The sequence below is a fragment of the Desulfovibrio sp. SGI.169 genome (assembly GCF_050313595.1).
Taxonomy (GTDB): Bacteria; Desulfobacterota; Desulfovibrionia; order Desulfovibrionales; family Desulfovibrionaceae; genus Desulfovibrio.
Genome location: NZ_JBNPLS010000005.1, coordinates 1 through 17,273, shown reverse-complemented (window position 1 = coordinate 17,273; position 17,273 = coordinate 1). Strand labels below are relative to the sequence as shown.

At 64.0% G+C, this 17,273-nt stretch carries 15 protein-coding genes; 6 read left to right on the top strand and 9 right to left on the bottom strand.

Features of this window, described 5'->3' with window-relative positions; translation table 11 throughout:
• Positions 1-10 precede the first annotated feature (10 nt).
• The 4 genes from cas7c to ACQRA4_RS03895 all read right to left on the bottom strand — a co-directional run bounded on the left by cas7c (position 11) and on the right by ACQRA4_RS03895 (position 5,887).
• Positions 11-880, bottom strand: coding sequence for a type I-C CRISPR-associated protein Cas7/Csd2 (gene cas7c, locus ACQRA4_RS03910; RefSeq protein ID WP_427821780.1), 870 nt, complete (start codon positions 878-880; stop codon positions 11-13).
• A 3-nt stretch (positions 881-883) separates the two neighbouring features.
• The gene (gene cas8c / locus ACQRA4_RS03905; protein ID WP_427821779.1) at positions 884-2,617 is read right to left on the bottom strand and encodes a type I-C CRISPR-associated protein Cas8c/Csd1; all 1,734 of its coding nucleotides are present in this window, start codon (positions 2,615-2,617) and stop codon (positions 884-886) included.
• A complete protein-coding gene (gene cas5c, locus ACQRA4_RS03900; protein ID WP_427821778.1) occupies positions 2,614-3,282 on the bottom strand; it encodes a type I-C CRISPR-associated protein Cas5c in 669 nt (222 codons plus the stop codon). Before cas5c ends, cas8c begins: the two co-directional genes overlap by 4 nt.
• A 292-nt stretch (positions 3,283-3,574) precedes the next feature.
• Positions 3,575-5,887, bottom strand: coding sequence for a CRISPR-associated endonuclease Cas3'' (locus ACQRA4_RS03895; protein ID WP_427821777.1), 2,313 nt, complete (start codon positions 5,885-5,887; stop codon positions 3,575-3,577).
• Between the two features lie 112 nt (positions 5,888-5,999).
• On the opposite strand from ACQRA4_RS03895, the gene ACQRA4_RS03890 reads away from it, so the two are divergent.
• Positions 6,000-6,785: an HD domain-containing protein gene (locus ACQRA4_RS03890; RefSeq protein WP_427821776.1), complete on the top strand. Its 786-nt coding sequence runs from the start codon at positions 6,000-6,002 to the stop codon at positions 6,783-6,785.
• Positions 6,778-7,284 carry a hypothetical protein gene (locus ACQRA4_RS03885; protein WP_427821775.1) on the top strand — a complete coding sequence of 169 codons (507 nt, stop codon included), beginning with the start codon at positions 6,778-6,780 and terminating at the stop codon, positions 7,282-7,284. Before ACQRA4_RS03890 ends, ACQRA4_RS03885 begins: the two co-directional genes overlap by 8 nt.
• A gap of 19 nt (positions 7,285-7,303) precedes the next feature.
• On the opposite strand, the gene ACQRA4_RS03880 is transcribed toward ACQRA4_RS03885, so the two are convergent.
• On the bottom strand, positions 7,304-8,572 hold the full coding sequence (locus tag ACQRA4_RS03880; RefSeq protein ID WP_427821774.1) for a DUF3179 domain-containing protein: 1,269 nt from the start codon (positions 8,570-8,572) through the stop codon (positions 7,304-7,306).
• Complete coding sequence (gene rfbD, locus ACQRA4_RS03875) at positions 8,569-9,459, bottom strand: dTDP-4-dehydrorhamnose reductase (RefSeq protein WP_427821773.1); 891 nt, start codon at positions 9,457-9,459, stop codon at positions 8,569-8,571. The genes ACQRA4_RS03880 and rfbD overlap by 4 nt, the downstream gene beginning before the upstream one ends.
• A 255-nt stretch (positions 9,460-9,714) precedes the next feature.
• On the opposite strand from rfbD, the gene ACQRA4_RS03870 reads away from it, so the two are divergent.
• Together ACQRA4_RS03870 and ACQRA4_RS03865 are read left to right on the top strand one after the other, a co-directional pair.
• The gene (locus ACQRA4_RS03870; protein ID WP_427821772.1) at positions 9,715-10,512 is read left to right on the top strand and encodes a sirohydrochlorin cobaltochelatase; all 798 of its coding nucleotides are present in this window, start codon (positions 9,715-9,717) and stop codon (positions 10,510-10,512) included.
• An 83-nt stretch (positions 10,513-10,595) separates the two neighbouring features.
• A complete protein-coding gene (locus ACQRA4_RS03865) occupies positions 10,596-11,444 on the top strand; it encodes a hypothetical protein (protein ID WP_427821771.1) in 849 nt (282 codons plus the stop codon).
• Positions 11,445-11,570: 126 nt separating this feature from the next.
• Here the strand turns inward: ACQRA4_RS03865 and ACQRA4_RS03860 are convergent, their stop codons facing one another.
• Genes ACQRA4_RS03860 through mqnE form a run of 3 tightly spaced genes read right to left on the bottom strand, consistent with a single transcriptional unit; the run spans position 11,571 to position 14,705 of the window.
• Complete coding sequence (locus tag ACQRA4_RS03860) at positions 11,571-12,410, bottom strand: menaquinone biosynthetic enzyme MqnA/MqnD family protein (protein WP_427821898.1); 840 nt, start codon at positions 12,408-12,410, stop codon at positions 11,571-11,573.
• Between the two features lie 13 nt (positions 12,411-12,423).
• On the bottom strand, positions 12,424-13,551 hold the full coding sequence (gene mqnC / locus ACQRA4_RS03855) for a cyclic dehypoxanthinyl futalosine synthase (protein WP_427821770.1): 1,128 nt from the start codon (positions 13,549-13,551) through the stop codon (positions 12,424-12,426).
• Positions 13,548-14,705, bottom strand: a complete 1,158-nt coding sequence (mqnE, locus tag ACQRA4_RS03850; RefSeq protein WP_427821769.1) for an aminofutalosine synthase MqnE — start codon at positions 14,703-14,705, stop codon at positions 13,548-13,550. Before mqnE ends, mqnC begins: the two co-directional genes overlap by 4 nt.
• Positions 14,706-14,794: 89 nt before the next feature.
• On the opposite strand from mqnE, the gene ACQRA4_RS03845 reads away from it, so the two are divergent.
• Together ACQRA4_RS03845 and ACQRA4_RS03840 are read left to right on the top strand one after the other, a co-directional pair.
• Entirely contained in the window at positions 14,795-15,649 is an 855-nt protein-coding gene (locus ACQRA4_RS03845; RefSeq protein WP_427821768.1) for a 1,4-dihydroxy-6-naphthoate synthase, read from the top strand.
• A 60-nt stretch (positions 15,650-15,709) separates the two neighbouring features.
• Positions 15,710-17,113 (top strand): MATE family efflux transporter, encoded by a 1,404-nt coding sequence (locus ACQRA4_RS03840; protein WP_427821767.1) that lies wholly within the window; start codon positions 15,710-15,712, stop codon positions 17,111-17,113.
• Positions 17,114-17,273 lie beyond the last annotated feature (160 nt).

The window sequence follows — 17,273 nt, the reverse complement described above, 5'->3', positions numbered from 1 at the left end:
ACTCTTCGGTTTACAGTTTTTCCTGAATTTCAACGGATTCCAGGCCGTCGCGCCGCACCTGAACGTCATAGTCGCTGAAGGCTCTGGCCGGGCCGGCCCCGGCGTCCTTGCGCGCCACGGTGACGCGCTCGAACAGGGCGTGCGCGGGCATGCTGCCCAGGCGGTTGGCATGTTTGAAGACAATCAGTTTCCGCGCGCTCATCTTGCCGCGCGCCGCGGAATGATCATGCTCGAACATGTTGATCAGCGATTCCCACAGCAGGTCAAGGTCTTCTTCGCTGAATCCGGTTTTTTCCGCAAAGGGCGCGGATATATAGCCCTCGGCCCGATAGAGACCGTAGGGTACGATGGCTTTGCGGCCCATAGTGCGTTCTTTTTCCAGGTCTTTCTCATTGGTGACGGCCATGCGGGTAATGCTGACCTCCTGCGGCACAATGGGTTCCACGCTGCGGGCAAAGGCCAACTGGACAGGGCCGCGCACCTGGCCGCAGTTGATTTCTGTACTCATGACGGCCCCGAAGGCGCGCACATCGTAAAAATTGGCGCACATCCAGGCCGTGATGCGGGCGGCGTCCTCCGCTTTTTTGGGCAGGCGCTTGTCTTTTTTGTCCGGTTCCAGGCCGCAGGCCTTGTAGGCCAGTTCATGGCGCTGGTTGAGCACGGCTTTTTCCTGAATATAAATCTTGCATCCTTCCGCGCCGTTGTGCGCCAGCTCCACATAATTGCGAATCTTGCGCTTCAGGCAGACATCCGTAACCAGGCCGCGGCCGGTTTCCGGATCAAGGCGGGGCAGGTTGCCCGCGTCCGGGTCGCCGTTGGGGTTGCCGTTTTCCACATCAAACAGCAGAACAAATTCATAACGGTTGGCAAGAGCGGACATGGCTTACTCCTTTTCCTTTTTCTGATAATTGGCGACGCGCTGATGGTAATAGCCGATGAAGAAATCCCCTTGCTCCTGCAAGCTCAGATGGGGAGGAAAGGCGTTAATGTGCCGCATGACGTCGGCTATTTTGTCTTCATCATAGTTGCCGTAGTCCGCCTTGCTGATATGATGCTGAGCCAGGCGCAAAAGTTGCGGAAAGACCAGAAGCGGCGTGGCGGATGCGGCGCCGATGTAGCGATCCTTGATGGAGGCCCCCACGGAGCCCACGGCGTCGTTTTGCGTTTTTTCCAGCAGGGCGAAAAGCCTGCCCAGCAGATAGGGGCGATCTTTGCGGTTGTCGTCAAGAGTCATGGTTCGCACTCCTTGTGAAGGGTGGTTGCGCAGCAAAAATGCCTTGAGCAGCGCCGCGCGCAAATAGGAAATATCTTTGTCCGCACGGATGCGCTGCACGACAACGGCCAGCAGATTTTCAGGGTAGCGACCGCCTGAAAGCACGGCGCGGGACAGGGCTTCGCCCAGATCTGCCGGAATATTATCCGTTTTGCCCTGCGGGGCCAGCTCGCGCAGCAGCATCCAGAGCGGCGGCAATGGAGGGTCATTGGCATACTGTGGCGCAAGCGCCAGGTCGTGGTAATGGCGGCCGAGGTTTTCCAGCAGTTGCCCCAATGAGGAGATTTGCCACAGGCTGACGCCCAAGCGGGCCTGATTGGGCTTCAGGCCCAGCAGAAAGAAACGCGTTTCCGCCGCGCGCAGGGCCGCCAGATCAGCGTCCGCCGGTTTTTTCCCGTCACGCGCGGCGCGCAGGACGGCGCGCGTCCTGCCCAGCAACTCCCGGTCTTCAGCCGTTCCCGCGTCGCATGGCAGGGCTTCGCCATCCTCATAAGACAGGAAGGAGAGAAAGACTTTTTCCGCCGGGCCGGGCTGCTCGGTCCAGAAAACAAGGCTGGTGGAGCCCAGGCGCAGACAGTGACCGCTCTCCTTTCGCAGCAGAAAGTTCAGGGCCGAGGTATAGGCTTCGGCGGCCTCTCTGCTCACCGGCGCGTTGAAGCTCTGGCTTTTCCCGTAGGATTCAAAGGCGTCGCAGTTGAAGGACACCAGGGCCGCGCCGGTGGGATTGGCCCCGCTGACGCCCTTGACAGGCGGATGGGTGCGGGCGATGGGCGCGGTTTTTCCCGTCGCCAGACAGATGCCGCTCGGCTCTTGCTCCCCGGCGCGGCGTTGCTCCTCCCAGATGTGGCGGATGTCAGGCTGCTCGTGCAGAAAGCCCTGATCGCCTTCAATCTGAAAGACGCCGTTTTTGTCCAGAATAAGCGGGCCGACTTCCTGATCCGCAAACATTTCGGGCCGCCAGGCTTCCAGAAAGGCGGCCACAGCCTCAAGCCGGGCGTTGCCCGTGTCGCGGGCCAGCGCTGCGTGGGCTTGCCGGAAAGCGGCGAATGTTTTGGCGCTGCGTTCTGGCTTGTCCTTGCCGTCCACGCCCAGCAGATAGCCGGTGTTGTCCCAGAAGAGATTGGGGCTGATGCCGGAACCGGACTGCTTGCGCGGCGCGGGAACCAGCAGGGGCCGGGCCTTGCCCTTGTCGTCCAGGCGGGGCAGAATACGGCGCAGAACGCCCTGGCGCGTCAGCACCAGAACAAAACCGATCAGTTCCCGGCTGTAGCCGGGCGGGGGCAACTCCACATTCGGTTCTTTCAGCATGCGCTGGTAAAAGGCCGTCAGTTCGCTCAGAATCATGCGCGCGCCTCCTTGGACCGGCGCAGGCAGTCCGCCACGTCGATGACGCCGCCTTCCAGGCGGGGCCGGTAAAAGATGGGCCGCATGCCGTGGGCGAAATCCAGATCATAGAGCATCCAGCCCAGATCGCGGGGCGCGTCGTGGGCCAGTTGGGATGGCGGCAGGCTGTCTTCCGGCAATGCGAAATGGGCGGGAAACTCCCGGCAGCCCAGGCAGGGGCGATGAAAGCATTGCCCTGCTCTGGCCCGGCGGGTGAAAATGTCCAGATGTTTTCCCGCGTTATCGCCCGGCCCGGCCTTGTCCGTCAGTTCAAAGTGGGCCTCGATTACATAGGCCACCTTGCGCAGCACCAGCGAGGCCCGCTGCTGCCGCGCATCCTCCACGCGGATGTGCAGCGGTGTCGCATGTTTCATGGCCTGGGCCGCATTCTTCGCCGAACCCTTGCAGTCCAGCTCGTTACGGCGTATGGAATCAAAGCGGATGGGATTCAGAATATGCAGTTTGTCAATTACCCAGCGTATGGCCGGCTTCCAGTGCAGCGCTTCAAGAATGCCGCGCGCCGCTGATGGGGTTATAACTTCATAAGACATGCGTTCAGATTTTGTTTCCGGTCGTGTGAATAAGGCATATTCACCCCAGACGTGCAGTGCTGTGCCATAGGCCATGCGAACCTCCTGAACATGCCGGTTCCGGCGTCGTCCGTTTCGGAAATGCCCGCGCGGCGGAAGCGCGGGCGGCCGCTGTCTAAGCCCAATAATTATTTCAATCCACGGCGCATGCGTATGCGCCGACCAAGGTGGCGCGCTCCTGTATCCCTCCTTTGCTGTGGATGCGGCCTGCGCGCAGGCCACATCCAGTCTGAGGGAGTTTTTGCCATGCCCCTCTCAGGTCGAGTAATAGCGCGGACTACATATTAAAGCAATAAGTTTTTTCAATTAATGAGCAAAGACAATAAAGCTAAAACAGGCAATCCTCCGGAGACTGGCGGGTGGGATCGTCCACCAGCAGGCCCAGCTTCGGGTCATAGCCCGCGCCGTTGCGCAGCACGTCGAAACAGCCGTGCAGGGTTTCCACATTGCCGGCCGCGCGCAGCTTTTGCAGTTCATGCGGATAAATCTGCACGCTGTACCCCTGCAGCAGGCGCAGGGTCAGGCGGCTGGGCGGGCATTCCTCTTCCAGACGGCGGACAAGGGCATGGCTTTTTTCCGCCAGATCGCCGCCGTCCTGCGAGCCGTGCGCGATGATCACCGGCTCCGTGCCGTCCGTGATGAAACGGTAGCGGGCGTCCATCTGCCGGAAGTCAAAGGCGTAAGGAGCGGCGGGATTTTTTTTGCGCAGCCCTGCCAGCAGGCCCTCCCTGTCCAGATCGGTGAAGCCGTAAAGCGCTTTGAAATAGGCTTCCACCGCCGCCGGGGCGAAAATGTCCGCATGTTTTTCCGCTATCTGGCTGAAAAAGCAGGCGCGCAGATAAAGATCAGACTGTGCGGGGGAAAGGGGCTGCTCCGGCGTGTAAATATGCAGGCTGCCGGCGGGTAGTTCGCCCGAACGGTTGCAGCGGCCCGCGGCCTGCGCCGCGGAATCCAGCCCGCATTGGGCCCGGTAGACGCAGGGAAAGCTGATATCCACCCCGCACTCAATGAGGGAGGTGCTGATGACCCGACAGGGCAGCCCCCGGCGCAGGCGTTGGCGCACGGCATCCAGCACAAGCAGGCGATGGCGCGGGGTCATGCGCGCGCTCAGATGAAAGTGGGCCTCGTCGCTTCCCAGAGTTTCATACGCCGAGCGGGCCTGGGCGCGGCTGTTGACGATGCAGAGCGCCTGATGCTCCCGCAGCAGACGGCGGGCCAGTTCGTCATTGCTGAGTTTGCCCGGCTGGGAAACTTGGATGCGCCGCTGCTCTGTGAATATGTTGAAAAGCGTCTCCAGCCGTTCAGCGGGGATCAGTTCGCGCAGGCCGTCCTGTGCGAAGCCGTTTTTCAGGGGGCCGTCCCGGCGCAGGGCCGGCTGGGTGGCGGTGCAGAGCACAAGGCTGGTTCCATAATGCTCCGTCAGTTCCCGCAGCGCCAGCACCGAAGGTTCCAGCAAGGGAACGGGCAGCATCTGCGCTTCGTCCAGAACAACCACGCTGCGGGCCATGTGGTGCAGTTTGCGGCAGCGCGAGGGGCGGCTGGAAAACAGGGATTCAAAGAACTGCACCGCCGTGGTGATGATGACCGGCGCATCCCAGTTTTCGGCGGCCAGCCTGAAGGGCAGCGCCGCCCGCCCCTGGCTGGTTTCGCTTTCTCCGTTCTGAGCCTCTGGCTGTTCGCTGGGATGGACATAACTGTTGTGGTGCTCAAGAACGGCGTCATCTCCGAGGGCTTCGCGCAGCACCCGCGCATTCTGTTCAATGATGCTGGTGTAGGGCGCCACCAGAATGATTCTGTCCAGTTGATGCCGCCGGGCGTGCTCCAGCGCGAAGGCCAGCGATGAGAGCGTTTTGCCGCCGCCGGTGGGCACCGTGAGGGTGAACGCGCCGGGCGGCAGCGCGGCCGCGTTCAGGCAGTGGCCGAGAATTTCTTTTCTGGCCGCTATGATGGGGCTGTCGCCAGACGTCACGCGCAGAAAGCCTTTGGCGGACAAAAAATCCCGCAAGCGCCTCTGAAGCGTATCCAGGGAAGGCCAGCGGTCGCGCTGCCGGCAATTCTCCGGGGCGTAAAAGTGTTCCGTGTCCAGAAAATCCGCGTCTGTGAGGCAGGAGAAGAGCATGCGCACGAAAAAACTGACGCTGAACGCGGCATGTTCTCTGGACAGGCGAAAAGGAAAGGGCAGGGCGTCCGGCTGGGGGATGTCGGCCAGTGCCGCCAGGCCCAGCCCGGCGCTGTAGTCGGGGATGACATGCTCCGGGGCCAGACGGGCCCGCAGGCTGCCGGCGTCAGAGACGCCCTCCCCCAGGTCCGGCAGGCCGCCATGATGCCCGGCTATGCAGTAGGCCAGCCAGAGGGCGCTGCACTCTCCCGCTTTGCCCCAGGGCTTCCAGCGCTGCAAAAGCAGGCGCGCTCCGGCGGTGGAGTGGTCAATGCGGCGGCCTGTGCGCCGGCCGCTGATATAGGCCTGGAATTGCGGCGAGGCCTTGCCCAGATCGTGCAGCCGGGCGGCCAGCGCGGCCCACTTGCCCGCGCCGAACGCGTCGCCGAATGCTTCGGCCCGTCGGGCGCTCTCCCGCAGGTGGGCTTCAAGGCTCTGCCAGTGGGAAACATCCTGATCCGGAAGGCTGTGGGCGTAGAGCATGGCCCTCTCCTCGTCATATTTACGATGCTATGCTAAACACTAAATATATTCTCGGGGCGGGTCAATGCGCGCGGGCTTGCCTTGCGCGCCGCTCCGGCGTACATCCAGAACCATGAATCTGGATATTGCCCGGCATGTGGAATGGTTCGCGGCCTATGCCGCGCGGGAACGCGCCAGGGAGCAGGGCGACCCCGCGCCCCTGGATCTGAAGCTCAGGCACACGATGGCCGTGCTGGACAATGCCCGGCGCATGACGGAGAGCGAACCGTTCGCGCCCGCCCTGGCGCGGGCCTGTCTTTTGGCCGCGCTGTATCACGATGTGGCCCGTTTCGAGCAGTATTTGCGCTACCACACTTTTCGCGACCGCGAGTCCTGCAATCATGGTCTGCTGGGCGTGAAAATTCTCAAGCGCGAGGCTCGCCTGGCGGGGGAGGACGCCGCCACGCGCGGAATTGTCCTGGCCGCCGTGGGGCTGCATAACCGCTTCGCCCTGCCGGCCCGCTTGCCGCGTGAAACGGAACTGGCCGCGCATGTGACGCGCGATGCGGACAAGCTGGATATTCTGCGGGTCATGGACGAGCATCTGGCCGGTTCCGGCCCGTACAGCCCCACTGTGGTTCTGAATTTGCCGGACGACCCCACCCTGGCGGGGCAGGCCGTGTTAGATGCGGCCCTGGAAGGGCGGGTGGCGGCCTATGCCGATCTGCGCAGCGTCAATGATTTTCGTGTGCTGCTGAATACCTGGTTTTTCGATATGCACTTCGCGGCCAGCCGCCGCCAGTTTGTGGCGGACGGCCATGCCCGTCGTCTTTTGGAGGGCCTGCCGCCAAACACGGTGTACGGCCCCGTGCGGGCGGCATTGCTGGCCCGGCTTGACGGAGCCGCCGCGCGTGCCTGAAGCGTCGCTCGCGCCGCGTTTTTTCCCGCGGGCGCTTTTGGCCCGGCGCGTGCCCTGGCCGGCGGCGGCTCTGGACGCGCCGCTCAATCCCGCTCGGGAGCGGCTGCAGACCGCGCAAGCGGGGGGCGCGGCGCATATCCGCCTAGCATACGCCCTGTTTTGCCTGCCGCCAAACGAGGGCATGACCGTGTTGCGCCTGGCCGCCAGGGCGGGGCGGGAAGTGCTGGCGGCGGACTTCAGGCCGCCGGAGCGCAATCTGGAACTGCCAGCCTGTCTGTTGGCGCGCGCCCTGTTGCGGGGCTGGCCGGGGCTTTGGCCAGGCAGCCGCGGCGGGGCGGCCCTGGCTGCATTCTGGGCGTGGGGCGGCCTTGAAGGTCTTGCCTGCCGAGCGGGGCTGCGCGTGTCGTCGCGCCGCCCGCTTCTCGGGGGCGCGGCGGTGCTGCTGGGCTTGCGGCGGGGGGAACGCGCCCGGATGGCGGGCGCGTCAGAGCGGGCATGAGCGTCGCGGCCGGCGGCGTTTACAGGCCCGATGCGGGCATGACGCCGGGCGCAGCCGGCGCAGGCTTTGCCGGAGCGGCGGAGGCCGGTGGGGAGGCCGCCTTGCTTTCGTTTTCGGCGGGGCCGTCCACGCCGGGCGGATTGAGTGAAAGCAGGTCGGCCGACACTTCGCCGGGGCCGGGGATGACAAAGGTTTCCGGGTTCAGGCTGTACCAGGCGAACCACATGGAGTAGACGCCGAAAGCCTGCTTCATGGAGGCGCCCCGCATGTTGCCTTCCAGGGCTTCTCCCGTGGCGGGGTCCCAGAGGCTGCGCGTATTGAGGTCTGTGAGACGTCCGTACTGGCTCACGAACAGAAAGGGTTCGGCCCAGAGCTGACGGTTGTACACGCGCACCACGTCAAGTCGGGGATCGTGCACGGCCAGAAGAGCCGAGGGGCCCAGAAAAAAATTCACCGCGCCTTTCTTTTTGACGTAGGCGACATCAATGGCCAGCAGAAATTCCCCGTATTCCAGGCAGAGCATGACGGTCTTGCGCGGAAACCGCCGATCCATGTGCTGCACGGGGTAAACCAGAGTGTCATTGTCGTAATAGGTGCCTTTTTTGAGATAGCTGCCGTAAGGGTCTCGCCCGTAGGGGCGGCTGCCGCGCGGCTGGGCCAGCACGGGGGCGTCTGGATAGACCCGGCGCGCCGCGCCCCAGGTGGTCCAGAAGACGGGAATGGTGGGCATGCCCCGGCCGAGCAGGGGGCCGTCAAAGGCCATGCCCGTTTCCTGCAGCCAGAGGCTGCCGGAATTGCGGTCAACAAGCACGCTGTTGCCGTCGTACAGGCGGCCCTCAAGATCAAAAATCAGGTTCAGGCCGTTCATGGAGGCGTTGTAGGCCGACAGCGTGCCGGTGATGGGGCAGTAGGTGACGGCGTAGGCCATGTCGTCAATAAGTTCGTTGACCACCTGATGCCAGACCATGAAGCGCTGCGGGTAAAGGCGCGGGCCGCCCGGCAGCATGACCACAAAGACCACCTCGTTCTGGCTCATGCTCAGATCCGCGTCCTGTACGCGGTCATAACGCGGGCGGTAAAGCGAGGGAATGGCCCCGTAGCCGATGCTGGTTTCCGTCAGCTTTTTTGTCATATCGGCCAGTTGCTGCAAATTTTGTGGGCGGGCCGCGAGGGGCGCGGGCCACAGGCTCCAGACCAGGCAGAACAGCGCGCCCGCAAACCCGGCCAGCCGGACGGCGATATGCCGTCCGCGCTCGGCGCATCTGCCAGAAGCGGGCCGGAGGTTCACTGCGCGCCTTCCTTGTTGGTCTGCGCGGCGGGCGTGTATTCGCTGAACAGATATTCGCGCAGGGCCTGCGGCCAGGGGCGGGGCTTCTTGCCCAGAAATTCGCTGAGCCTGCTGTTGTCCAGTACGGAATAGGCCGGGCGCTGCGCCTTCTGGGGCCATTGAGAGCTGGGGATAGGCTCCAGCCGGCAGGGGCCGGAGGTCAGGGCTATGGCTTCGCAGGCCAGTTCACACCAGCTGGCCTGACCGCTGTTGACGGCGTGCCAGATGCCGGTAGCGTTTTTTTCAGCCAGCTCCGCGCTCCATTGGGCCAGGTCAAGGCTGTAGGTGGGCGAACCAAGCTGGTCGTGAACCACGCTGATGGCGTCGCGCTTGCGGCAGGCCGCCAGAATGACGTCCACAAAGTTTTTGCGGCCCGGCCCGAACAGCCAGGCAGTGCGCAACACGCAGCTTCGTTCCGGCAACACGCGAAGCACGGCTTCCTCGCCGGCCAGTTTGGTGCGGCCGTAAACGCTGACGGGCTTCGGGGCGTCGTCCTCGCGCCAGGGGCGCTGGTGCGGGCCTGAAAAGACAAAATCGGTGCTGAAATGCACCAGATGGCCCCGCCCCAGAGCCTTGAGCACGCGGGCCAGGGCGTCGGGCAGGGTGCGGTTGATCAGCAGGGCGTCTTCAGGGTGGTCTTCGGCGTCGTCCACCTGCGTCCAGGCCACGGCGTTGAATACCGCATCCGCGTCCGCCCCGGCCAGGCGATTTTCAAGAAAAGACAGTTCCAGCAGATTGCCGTCCGTACGGCTCAGCGTTTCCACCTGCCAGCCGCGTTCCGTAAGCACGCGTGTGAGCGCCTGCCCCAAAAGCCCGGTAACGCCCCCCAGAACCAAGGCCTTAGCCATCTGAACCTCCCCGGCCTCTCCCGCCCGCGCGCCTTGCGGCATGCCGGAGCGGGCGGATCGCCATGTTGCTGGCACTGTAGCCCCGTTGGGGGAGCGGGGTCAATGTCTGAAAGAAGGCCGCCGCCGGCAATGGAATCCTTTTTATTCTTTTTTCAAGTAAGTTTGTCAATAAATAAAGTGTGTTAAGTATGCCTTTTCAGTCGCGTGCCGGCCTCGCCTTGCCTCGTCGGGGCAAGTGACGTACAACACTGCGGTATGAAGCGCGCAATTCTTCTGGTGGCTTTTGGCGCGAGCAGCCCTCAGGGCCAGAGCGCCCTGAAAAGTTTTGACGCCCGTGTGCGCGCGCGGTTTCCGGGCTTGCCGGTGCGCTGGGCCTACACCTCGCTGCTGCTGCGCGAGCGCCTGGCCAGGGCGCGGCAGAAAAGCGACTCCGTTCTCAAGGCATTGCGCCGCCTGTGTTTTGAAAAATTTGGCGAAGTGGCGGTGCAGCCTCTCCAGACCATTCCGGGGCGCGAGCATGCCGAGGTCTGCGCCGCCGTTGAAGTGGCCGCGCGGGAGGGCCTTGTCTGCCATGTGGGCGCGCCCCTGCTGGCCGGCCCGGAGGATGTGGCCGAGGCGGCTCTGGCTCTCATCCGCCATTTGCCGCCGGAGCGCGGCCCTCATGAGGATGTGGTGCTCATGGGGCACGGGGCCCGGCATGCGGCGGTGGCCCGGTACGGAGAGCTGGCGCGGGCCGTGAACGGCCTGGACGCGCGTGTGCATGTGGGCGCCATGAACGGCGCGGTGACGCTGGAGGATATTCTGCCGCGCCTTTCGTCAGAGCGGGTCTGGCTGATGCCCCTGCTTTCGGTGGTGGGGCGGCATGCGTTGCGGGACATGGCCGGGGAGCAGGCGTGCTCCTGGCGCTCGCGTATTGAAGCCCTTGGCCGCCACTGTGTGCCCGTGCTCAGGGGAACGGCTGAATACGCCGGCATTGCCGGGATATGGCTGCGCCATCTGGAGGCCGCGGCCATATCCTTTGACGTTGCGAACCCTGAGGCGGGCTCTGCCTGAGACCGCGGAAGCGCCTCCCCGGCGGGGCCGGGCGGGCGATGGCGGAGTTGACGTCATAATTGTTTCATACAATGAGGTGAATCATGCGCGGACTTCTTGTGTCCACAATATTGCTGGGGGTGCTGCTCTCCGGCTGCGGCGCGGCCGGAACCGGCGGAAGCGCCGATGCCGTTGATCGGGGCGTGCCCGCTGCCTCCTCTTCAGTGTCGGACGGCGGGGCCAATGCCTTTAATCCCTATCTGCGCGAGAGCCTGCCCAATACCCGGCTGATGTCCGCGGAAGCCGTGCAAATGCTTGGAAAGCTAGGCGCGCGCAAGCAGAGCATTGAAGGCGAGGCCGCGTATCGGAGTCACTGGCGCGAGGAAATTTATCCCGTGGTGTTCGGCGACCCCAGAGCCCCCCGTGAGATTCTGGTTCTGCTTGATTTTGCCGCGCCCCAGAGTGAAAAGGTCTGGAAGGCTGTGGTTGAGGCCAGCCGTTCCCTTTCGCCCCGCCAATGCAAAATTGCGGTCTTCGGCAACAGCCGGGAGAACTACGGAACGGATCTGCTGGGCCTTGCCGTCTGGATTTCCTATTCCCGGCCCGGCCAGGCCATGCCCTATCTGAGCTACGCCCTGGAGCGCTGGAACGCGGTCAAGGCCGAGCAGAAGCGTTCCGGCGGCGCGAAACCCTTTACCAATGAATATGACGCCACGGCCAAGGCCACGGATTTTCCCATCCATTACGGCTATCTGACAAGGTTGCGCCCGCCCGTGCCGGCCAGGGACGAACTGGCTGTGGCCAGATACTGTTATGATGCCGGCAATGTGAATATGTATCAGACGGTTCAGCTCTGCCGGTATTACGGCGTCCAGAGGCTGCCCGCCGTGGTGGTGGACGGCAAGGCGCTGGGGCGGGTCAGCGCCGGAGCTATTGTGAACGCGGTGAAATAGCGCCTTGCCTGTGAGGCTGGTCAAAAGTGGGATTTTGGGGCCTGCCCACGGGTCGCTAGGGGCCGCGATACAGACAAAAGCCGGGGGCTTGCGCTCCCGGCTTTCTGTCATGCTTTGGGGCCGCTGTCACATACGGAAAAAACGCAGGGGCGGCGCGGCGGGGATCATGCCGGCCTTTGCCAGTTTTTCGTAGAAGAGCTTCAGCCCCCGCAATTCCTCTTCACCCAGGCTGTACACCAGGCCGTCGCGGTAGTAGGCCCGCAGCTCTTCACGCGAAAGCGGGCAGCCCAGGCCCGTGAGATCCAGAATCACGTTCATGTGGGCCAGGCCCCAGTCCCGTCCCTGGCGCAGCAGGGTGCCGGGGTCGCTGTTGAACAGGCCCTGTTCCGCCGCATCCCGGCTGACGACCCAAAGCCCGAAAATGAAGGGCAGCCCCGTCCATTCCCGCCATGCCTCGGCCAAATCCAGACGGTAGGGGTAGTCCGGGTGATTGCGCAGCCGCAGGGCTTCATCGCCGATGGCCAGAAAGGCCGTGGGCGGCGTGTTCGAGCGCAGGGCCGGCGTGACCGGGCCGGTGGAAAAGCGCGCGTCGAGCTGATAGCGGTCTCGCAGAAGCAGACGCAGCAGGGCGACTGAGGTATGGCTTTCGCCGCTGATCAGAATTTCGCGCCCGCCGAGCTGCTCCACGGGCAGGCGCGAAAGCAGCAGTACGCTCATGACCGGGCCGCGCGAACCGATGGAAAGATCCTCCACCAGATAATAGCGTTCGGGACGTCGCGCGTATTCAAAGCAGGAGCAGGAGGAAACATGCAGCTCGCCTCTTGACATCATTTCGTTGAGCAGGGCAGGCGGCCCGGAAACCAGCTCAAAGTCGTGCGGCAGGATGCCCGCTTCCAGTGGATGATAAATGGGCAGCACATTCAGATAGCTGATGCGGCCCATGCGCAGGACGGCGGGGGTGCTCATCATGGTTCTCCCGTCATGCTTCGGGCTGCGGCCGCACGGGGGTGTAGTTCATGGTGCGCTGCACGGGCGTGAAGCCCGCAGCGCGAATGATTTTATGAATCTCCCTGCGGCTCAGACGGTAGGAGACGCCCGCCGCGGCCACCACGTTTTCTTCGATCATGAGAGAGCCGAAGTCGTTAGCCCCGTAAAAGAGCGCCAGTTGCGCCACCTGCGGTCCCATTGTCACCCAGGAGGATTGAATGTTGGGCACATTGTCCAGCACCAGGCGCGAGACGGCCAGCAACCGCAGATAGGCCGGCGCTGGCAGGGCCGCGCAGTGAATGCGGGTGTGCGCGGGCTGGAAGGTCCAGGGGATGAAGGCCGTGAAGCCGCGGGTGCGATCCTGCACGGCGCGCACGGCGAAAAGGTGATCCAGACGGTGGGAGGGGGCCTCCTCATGCCCGAACATCATGGTTGCCGTGGTGCGCATGCCCAGTTTGTGGGCTTCTTCCATGACCATCAGCCACTGATCCGCCGTGCATTTGTTGGGCGAAACCCGCGCCCGCACCTCGTTGTGCAGAATTTCCGCGCCGCCGCCCGGCAGTGAATGCAGGCCGGCCTCCTTGAGCCGGCGGAGCACCTCGGGCACGGGCAGGCCGAATTTTTCGGACCAGAAGAAGATTTCCGGCGGAGAAAAGGCGTGGATGTGCAGGGCGGGCCAGGTTTCACGCAGCCAGCGCAGCAACTCTTCGTACCATTCCAGGGGCAGGTCTGGATGATGGCCGCCCTGAAGCAGTATCTGGGTGCCGCCCAGACGCAGGGTTTCCTCCACCTTCCGGGCCATTTCCTCGCGGCTGATGACGTAGCCCTCGCTGCTGTCCGGCGGGCGGAAAAAGGCGCAGAAGCGGCAGCCGCAGACGCAAATGTTGGAGTAGTTTATGTTGCGGTCGCCCACATAGGTCACCACGGGTTCCGGGTGCAGACGCATGCGCATGGCATGAGCCAGGAAGGCCAGGGTGTGCAGGCTGGCCTTGCGGTAGAGGGTTTCGGCGGCGGCGCGGTCCAGACGCCGCCCGGCGGCGGCCAGTGCGGCGGCCTCGCGCACATCGGCGAATTGGGGGGCGCTTTCCTCAAAAGGGCTGTGAGCCGGTGCGAAATTCATGAGCGCGCCTCCGCGGGTTTGCACTCGCCGGGGGCGTCCGGCGGCATGGTTTCAAAAACGGCGTTGCGCCGCACCGGCCTGAAGCCGGACTGGCGGATCATGTTTTCCAGTTCCGGAATGGTCATGCCCTGGGCGGAGGCGGCGCCGGCCATATGCCCGATGCGTTCCTCCACAATGGTGCCGTCCAAATCGTCGGCCCCGTACCAGAGCGCGGTCTGGGCCAGCTTGGGCCCCAGCATGATCCAGTAGGCCTTGATATGCGGGATATTGTCCAGCATCAGCCGGGAGACGGCCACGGTGCGCAGCCGATCCAGGCCGTTCTGGGGGCCGAGCCGTTCTTCGGGCAGCTTGAGGCGGCTGTTTTCGGTAAGGAACGGCAGCGGGATGAAGCAGGTGAAGCCGCCGCTTTTGTCCTGCTGTTCGCGCAACCGGCAGAGATGATCCACGCGCTGCGCGTAATCTTCCAGATGACCGAACAGCATGGTGCAATTGGTCTTGATGCCCAGAGAGTGCGCCTCGCCGGAAATGCGCAGCCAGGTCGCGGCGTCGGCCTTGTGCGGGCAGATTTGCCGACGCAGTTTTTCATCGAAAATCTCCGCGCCGCCGCCGGGCATCATCACCAGGCCGGCGGCCTGGAGACGCCGAAGCGCTTCCAGACTGCTGATGCCCTCCAGCCTGGCGAAATGGTCGATTTCCACGGGCGTGAAGGCCTTGAGCGGCAGGTCGGGATACAGCCCGCGCACGCTGCGCAGCACATCCTCAAACCAGGCCAGACGCAGCCCGGGGTGACAGCCGCCCACGATATGCAGTTCGTCCAGGCGCGGAGAGCTTTGCCGAGCCGCGCGCAGGCGTTCGAGGATGTCTTCCTTGCTCAGGCGGAAAGCGCCCGGCTCGTCATCCCCGTCGCGGCGGAAGGCGCAGAAGGTGCAGCCGTTGACGCAGACATTCGTGTAGTTGACCTGCCGGTTGACCACATAAAAGGCCGCGTCGCCGTGCAGGCGACAGCGCGCGTGCAGGGCAAGCGCGCCCACGGCGGTGATGTCGGGGCAGTTGAACAGGGCAAGGCCGTCGTCAAAGCTCAGGCGCTGGCCGGACAGCGCTTTTTCATGGATGGACGAAAGGCCCAGTGCGGCGTAGTATGGGGCGTCAAACATGTCTCATTCCTGTACGCTGGGGTGGCGGCCGGGATGACCGCCGTCAAGACTAAGCCCGCCCGGTGTGCGCTGTCAACGTGAGGGAAAAAATGTCCGCTTCTTTGCCTGCGTCTCTCTCTCTGGGGCTTTCGCCCTGCCCCAACGACACCTATATTTTTCATGCCCTGCTGCACGGCCTGACGCCCGCGCCTGTGGCCTTACGGCCGCATCTGGCCGATGTGGAGCAGCTCAACGGCATGGCCCGGCGCGGAGAGCTGGACGTGACCAAAATATCTCTGGGCGCGGTCGCGCAAATTATGCAGGATTATGCCCTGCTGACCTCGGGCGCGGCGCTGGGCTGGGGCTGCGGGCCGCTGGTGGTGGCCCGCGAGGCCCTGCCGCCCGATGCCTGGGCCACGGCGCGGGTGGCCGTGCCCGGCCTGCTGACCACGGCCAATCTGCTTCTGACTCTGCACGGCGGCTTTCAGGGGCCGCGTCGCGAGATGCTCTTCAGCGACGTCATGCCCGCCGTGGCGCGCGGCGACGCGGATCTGGGCGTGATCATCCACGAAGGGCGCTTCACCTACCAGCGTCTGGGCCTGACCAAACTGCTGGATCTGGGAGAGTGGTGGGAAGGCGCGTTTCATGTGCCCCTGCCCCTGGGGGCCATTGCCGTGCGCCGCGATGTGCCTCTGGAAACCGCCAGAGGCGTGCAGGCGGCCATTGCCGCCAGCCTGACTTACGCCCGCACCCATCCTCAGGCCTCTGAGAGCTTTGTGCGCGCTCATGCCCAGGAACTTGAGGAAAGCGTCATCAGGGCCCACATTGAAACCTTTGTCACCAGGTACAGCCTTGATCTGGGCGAGGCCGGCCGGACGGCCATAGAGCAATTGGCAGGCCGCGCCGCCGCCCTGGAAGGTCTGCGCATTCCCCCGCAAGGTCTGTTTTTGGAAAGCGCCTCATGATTTTCTGGCAATGATTTTCATTATGCGGCCCGGGGCTGCATGATGCGACAGGATAAATTCATGCCCCGATTTTTTTCCTGGACAGAGGCCAGGCGCTTCTATGCCATTGGCCTGCCCATTTTTATTGCCCAGCTTTCCCAGGTGGGCATGAACTTCGCGGACACGGCCATGACCGGTCAGGCCAGCGCCGAAGATATGGCCGCCGTGGCCGTGGCCGGCTCCATCTGGGCGCCGCTTTCCCTGCTGGGGCTGGGCAGCCTGCTGGCCCTGCCGCCCCTGACCGCCCAGATGGCGGGCGGGGGCGACCGCCACGGCGCGGCGCATCTGCTGCGCCAGGGCATCTGGCTGACCTGCGGCATCAGCGTACTGTTCATGAGCCTGTTTTACGCCATCTCCTGGCGCATGGAGGCCTTTGGCCTTGAGCCGAATCTGGCCCGCCTGGCGGGGGGCTATCTGCGGGCCATTCTCTGGGGCCTGCCGGGCTTCATGCTTTTTGTCAATCAGCGCAGCTTTCTGGAGGGCTTTTCGCGCACGCGCCCGGCCATGATCATCGGCATGCTGGGCCTGGCCTTCAACGTGCCCTGCAACTATGTGCTGATATACGGCAAGTTCGGCTTGCCCGCTCTGGGCGCGGTGGGCTGCGGCGTGGCCACGGCTCTCTGTTACTGGTTCATGGCCCTGGCCATGTGTTACTATCTGCGGCGCGACCCGCAGTACCGCGACCTGCACCCCCTCTATGCGCCCCTGTTTTCCCGGCGGGCCTTTCGCCGTCCGCGCTTTGACCTTGCGCTGATATGGCGCGTTCTGCGCATCGGCCTGCCCAGCGCCCTGGCGCTTTTTTTTGAGGTCTCACTCTTCGCCGTGACCGCCCTGCTGCTGGCCCCATTGGGCACGGTGGCCGTGGCCGGGCATCAGGTCGCCACCAATTTCGGCACTCTGATGTTCATGTTTCCCCTGGCGCTGGGCATGACGGCAACCATCCGGGTGGGGCACAGCCTGGGGGCGGCCAGAATGGGGCAGGCTCGCGTGGCGGCGCGCACGGCTCTGGGGTTGAGCGTCATGTTCGCGCTGGTCATCGCCGTCTGTACGGTTGCGTTCCGTTACGGCATTGTACGGATTTACAATGACGATCCCGCGGTCACGGCCCTGGCCGCGCATCTGCTGTTCTACGCGGCCTGCTATCAGGTGGTGGACGGCCTGCAAACCGTGGCGCTGGGCGTTTTGCGCGGCTACAACGACACGCGGATCATCAGCGTGATCTGCTTTGTGGCCTACTGGCTCATTGGGCTGCCCCTGGGCTTCGCTCTGGCCCGCACGGACTGGATTGTCCCGGCCCTGGGCCCGGCGGGCTTCTGGATCGCCTATATCACGGCGCTGAGTTTCGGGGCCTGCTGCTATCTCTGGCGGGTGCGCTTTCTGCACCGTCTGGATGATGCGGCCATCCGGGCGCGTGTCGGGCGCTGAACCCCGGCATTCGGGCGTAAAACCGGCGGAAGGCTTCATGGGCTTTGAGGCCATGCCTTTTGCTCCGCCCGTCTCCGCGCTGTCTGGTCGCAAAAGTTTTTCGCGTGATTATGTGCGGAATCTGAGCGGGCGGGCGCTAGTGTCTGCTTTTGCAAGCAGA

Bases quoted from the DNA above. Each gene is read 5' to 3' on its own strand.
- ACQRA4_RS03865 (WP_427821771.1), top strand. From the start codon at position 10,596: ATGCGCGGACTTCTTGTGTCCACAATATTGCTGGGGGTGCTGCTCTCC.
- rfbD (WP_427821773.1), bottom strand. From the start codon at position 9,459: ATGGCTAAGGCCTTGGTTCTGGGGGGCGTTACCGGGCTTTTGGGGCAG.
- mqnE (WP_427821769.1), bottom strand. From the start codon at position 14,705: ATGTTTGACGCCCCATACTACGCCGCACTGGGCCTTTCGTCCATCCAT.
- cas7c (WP_427821780.1), bottom strand. From the start codon at position 880: ATGTCCGCTCTTGCCAACCGTTATGAATTTGTTCTGCTGTTTGATGTG.
- ACQRA4_RS03860 (WP_427821898.1), bottom strand. From the start codon at position 12,410: ATGAGCACCCCCGCCGTCCTGCGCATGGGCCGCATCAGCTATCTGAAT.
- cas8c (WP_427821779.1), bottom strand. From the start codon at position 2,617: ATGATTCTGAGCGAACTGACGGCCTTTTACCAGCGCATGCTGAAAGAA.
- ACQRA4_RS03845 (WP_427821768.1), top strand. From the start codon at position 14,795: ATGTCCGCTTCTTTGCCTGCGTCTCTCTCTCTGGGGCTTTCGCCCTGC.
- ACQRA4_RS03895 (WP_427821777.1), bottom strand. From the start codon at position 5,887: ATGCTCTACGCCCACAGCCTTCCGGATCAGGATGTTTCCCACTGGCAG.
- mqnC (WP_427821770.1), bottom strand. From the start codon at position 13,551: ATGAATTTCGCACCGGCTCACAGCCCTTTTGAGGAAAGCGCCCCCCAA.
- ACQRA4_RS03840 (WP_427821767.1), top strand. From the start codon at position 15,710: ATGCCCCGATTTTTTTCCTGGACAGAGGCCAGGCGCTTCTATGCCATT.
- cas5c (WP_427821778.1), bottom strand. From the start codon at position 3,282: ATGGCCTATGGCACAGCACTGCACGTCTGGGGTGAATATGCCTTATTC.
- ACQRA4_RS03890 (WP_427821776.1), top strand. From the start codon at position 6,000: ATGAATCTGGATATTGCCCGGCATGTGGAATGGTTCGCGGCCTATGCC.
- ACQRA4_RS03870 (WP_427821772.1), top strand. From the start codon at position 9,715: ATGAAGCGCGCAATTCTTCTGGTGGCTTTTGGCGCGAGCAGCCCTCAG.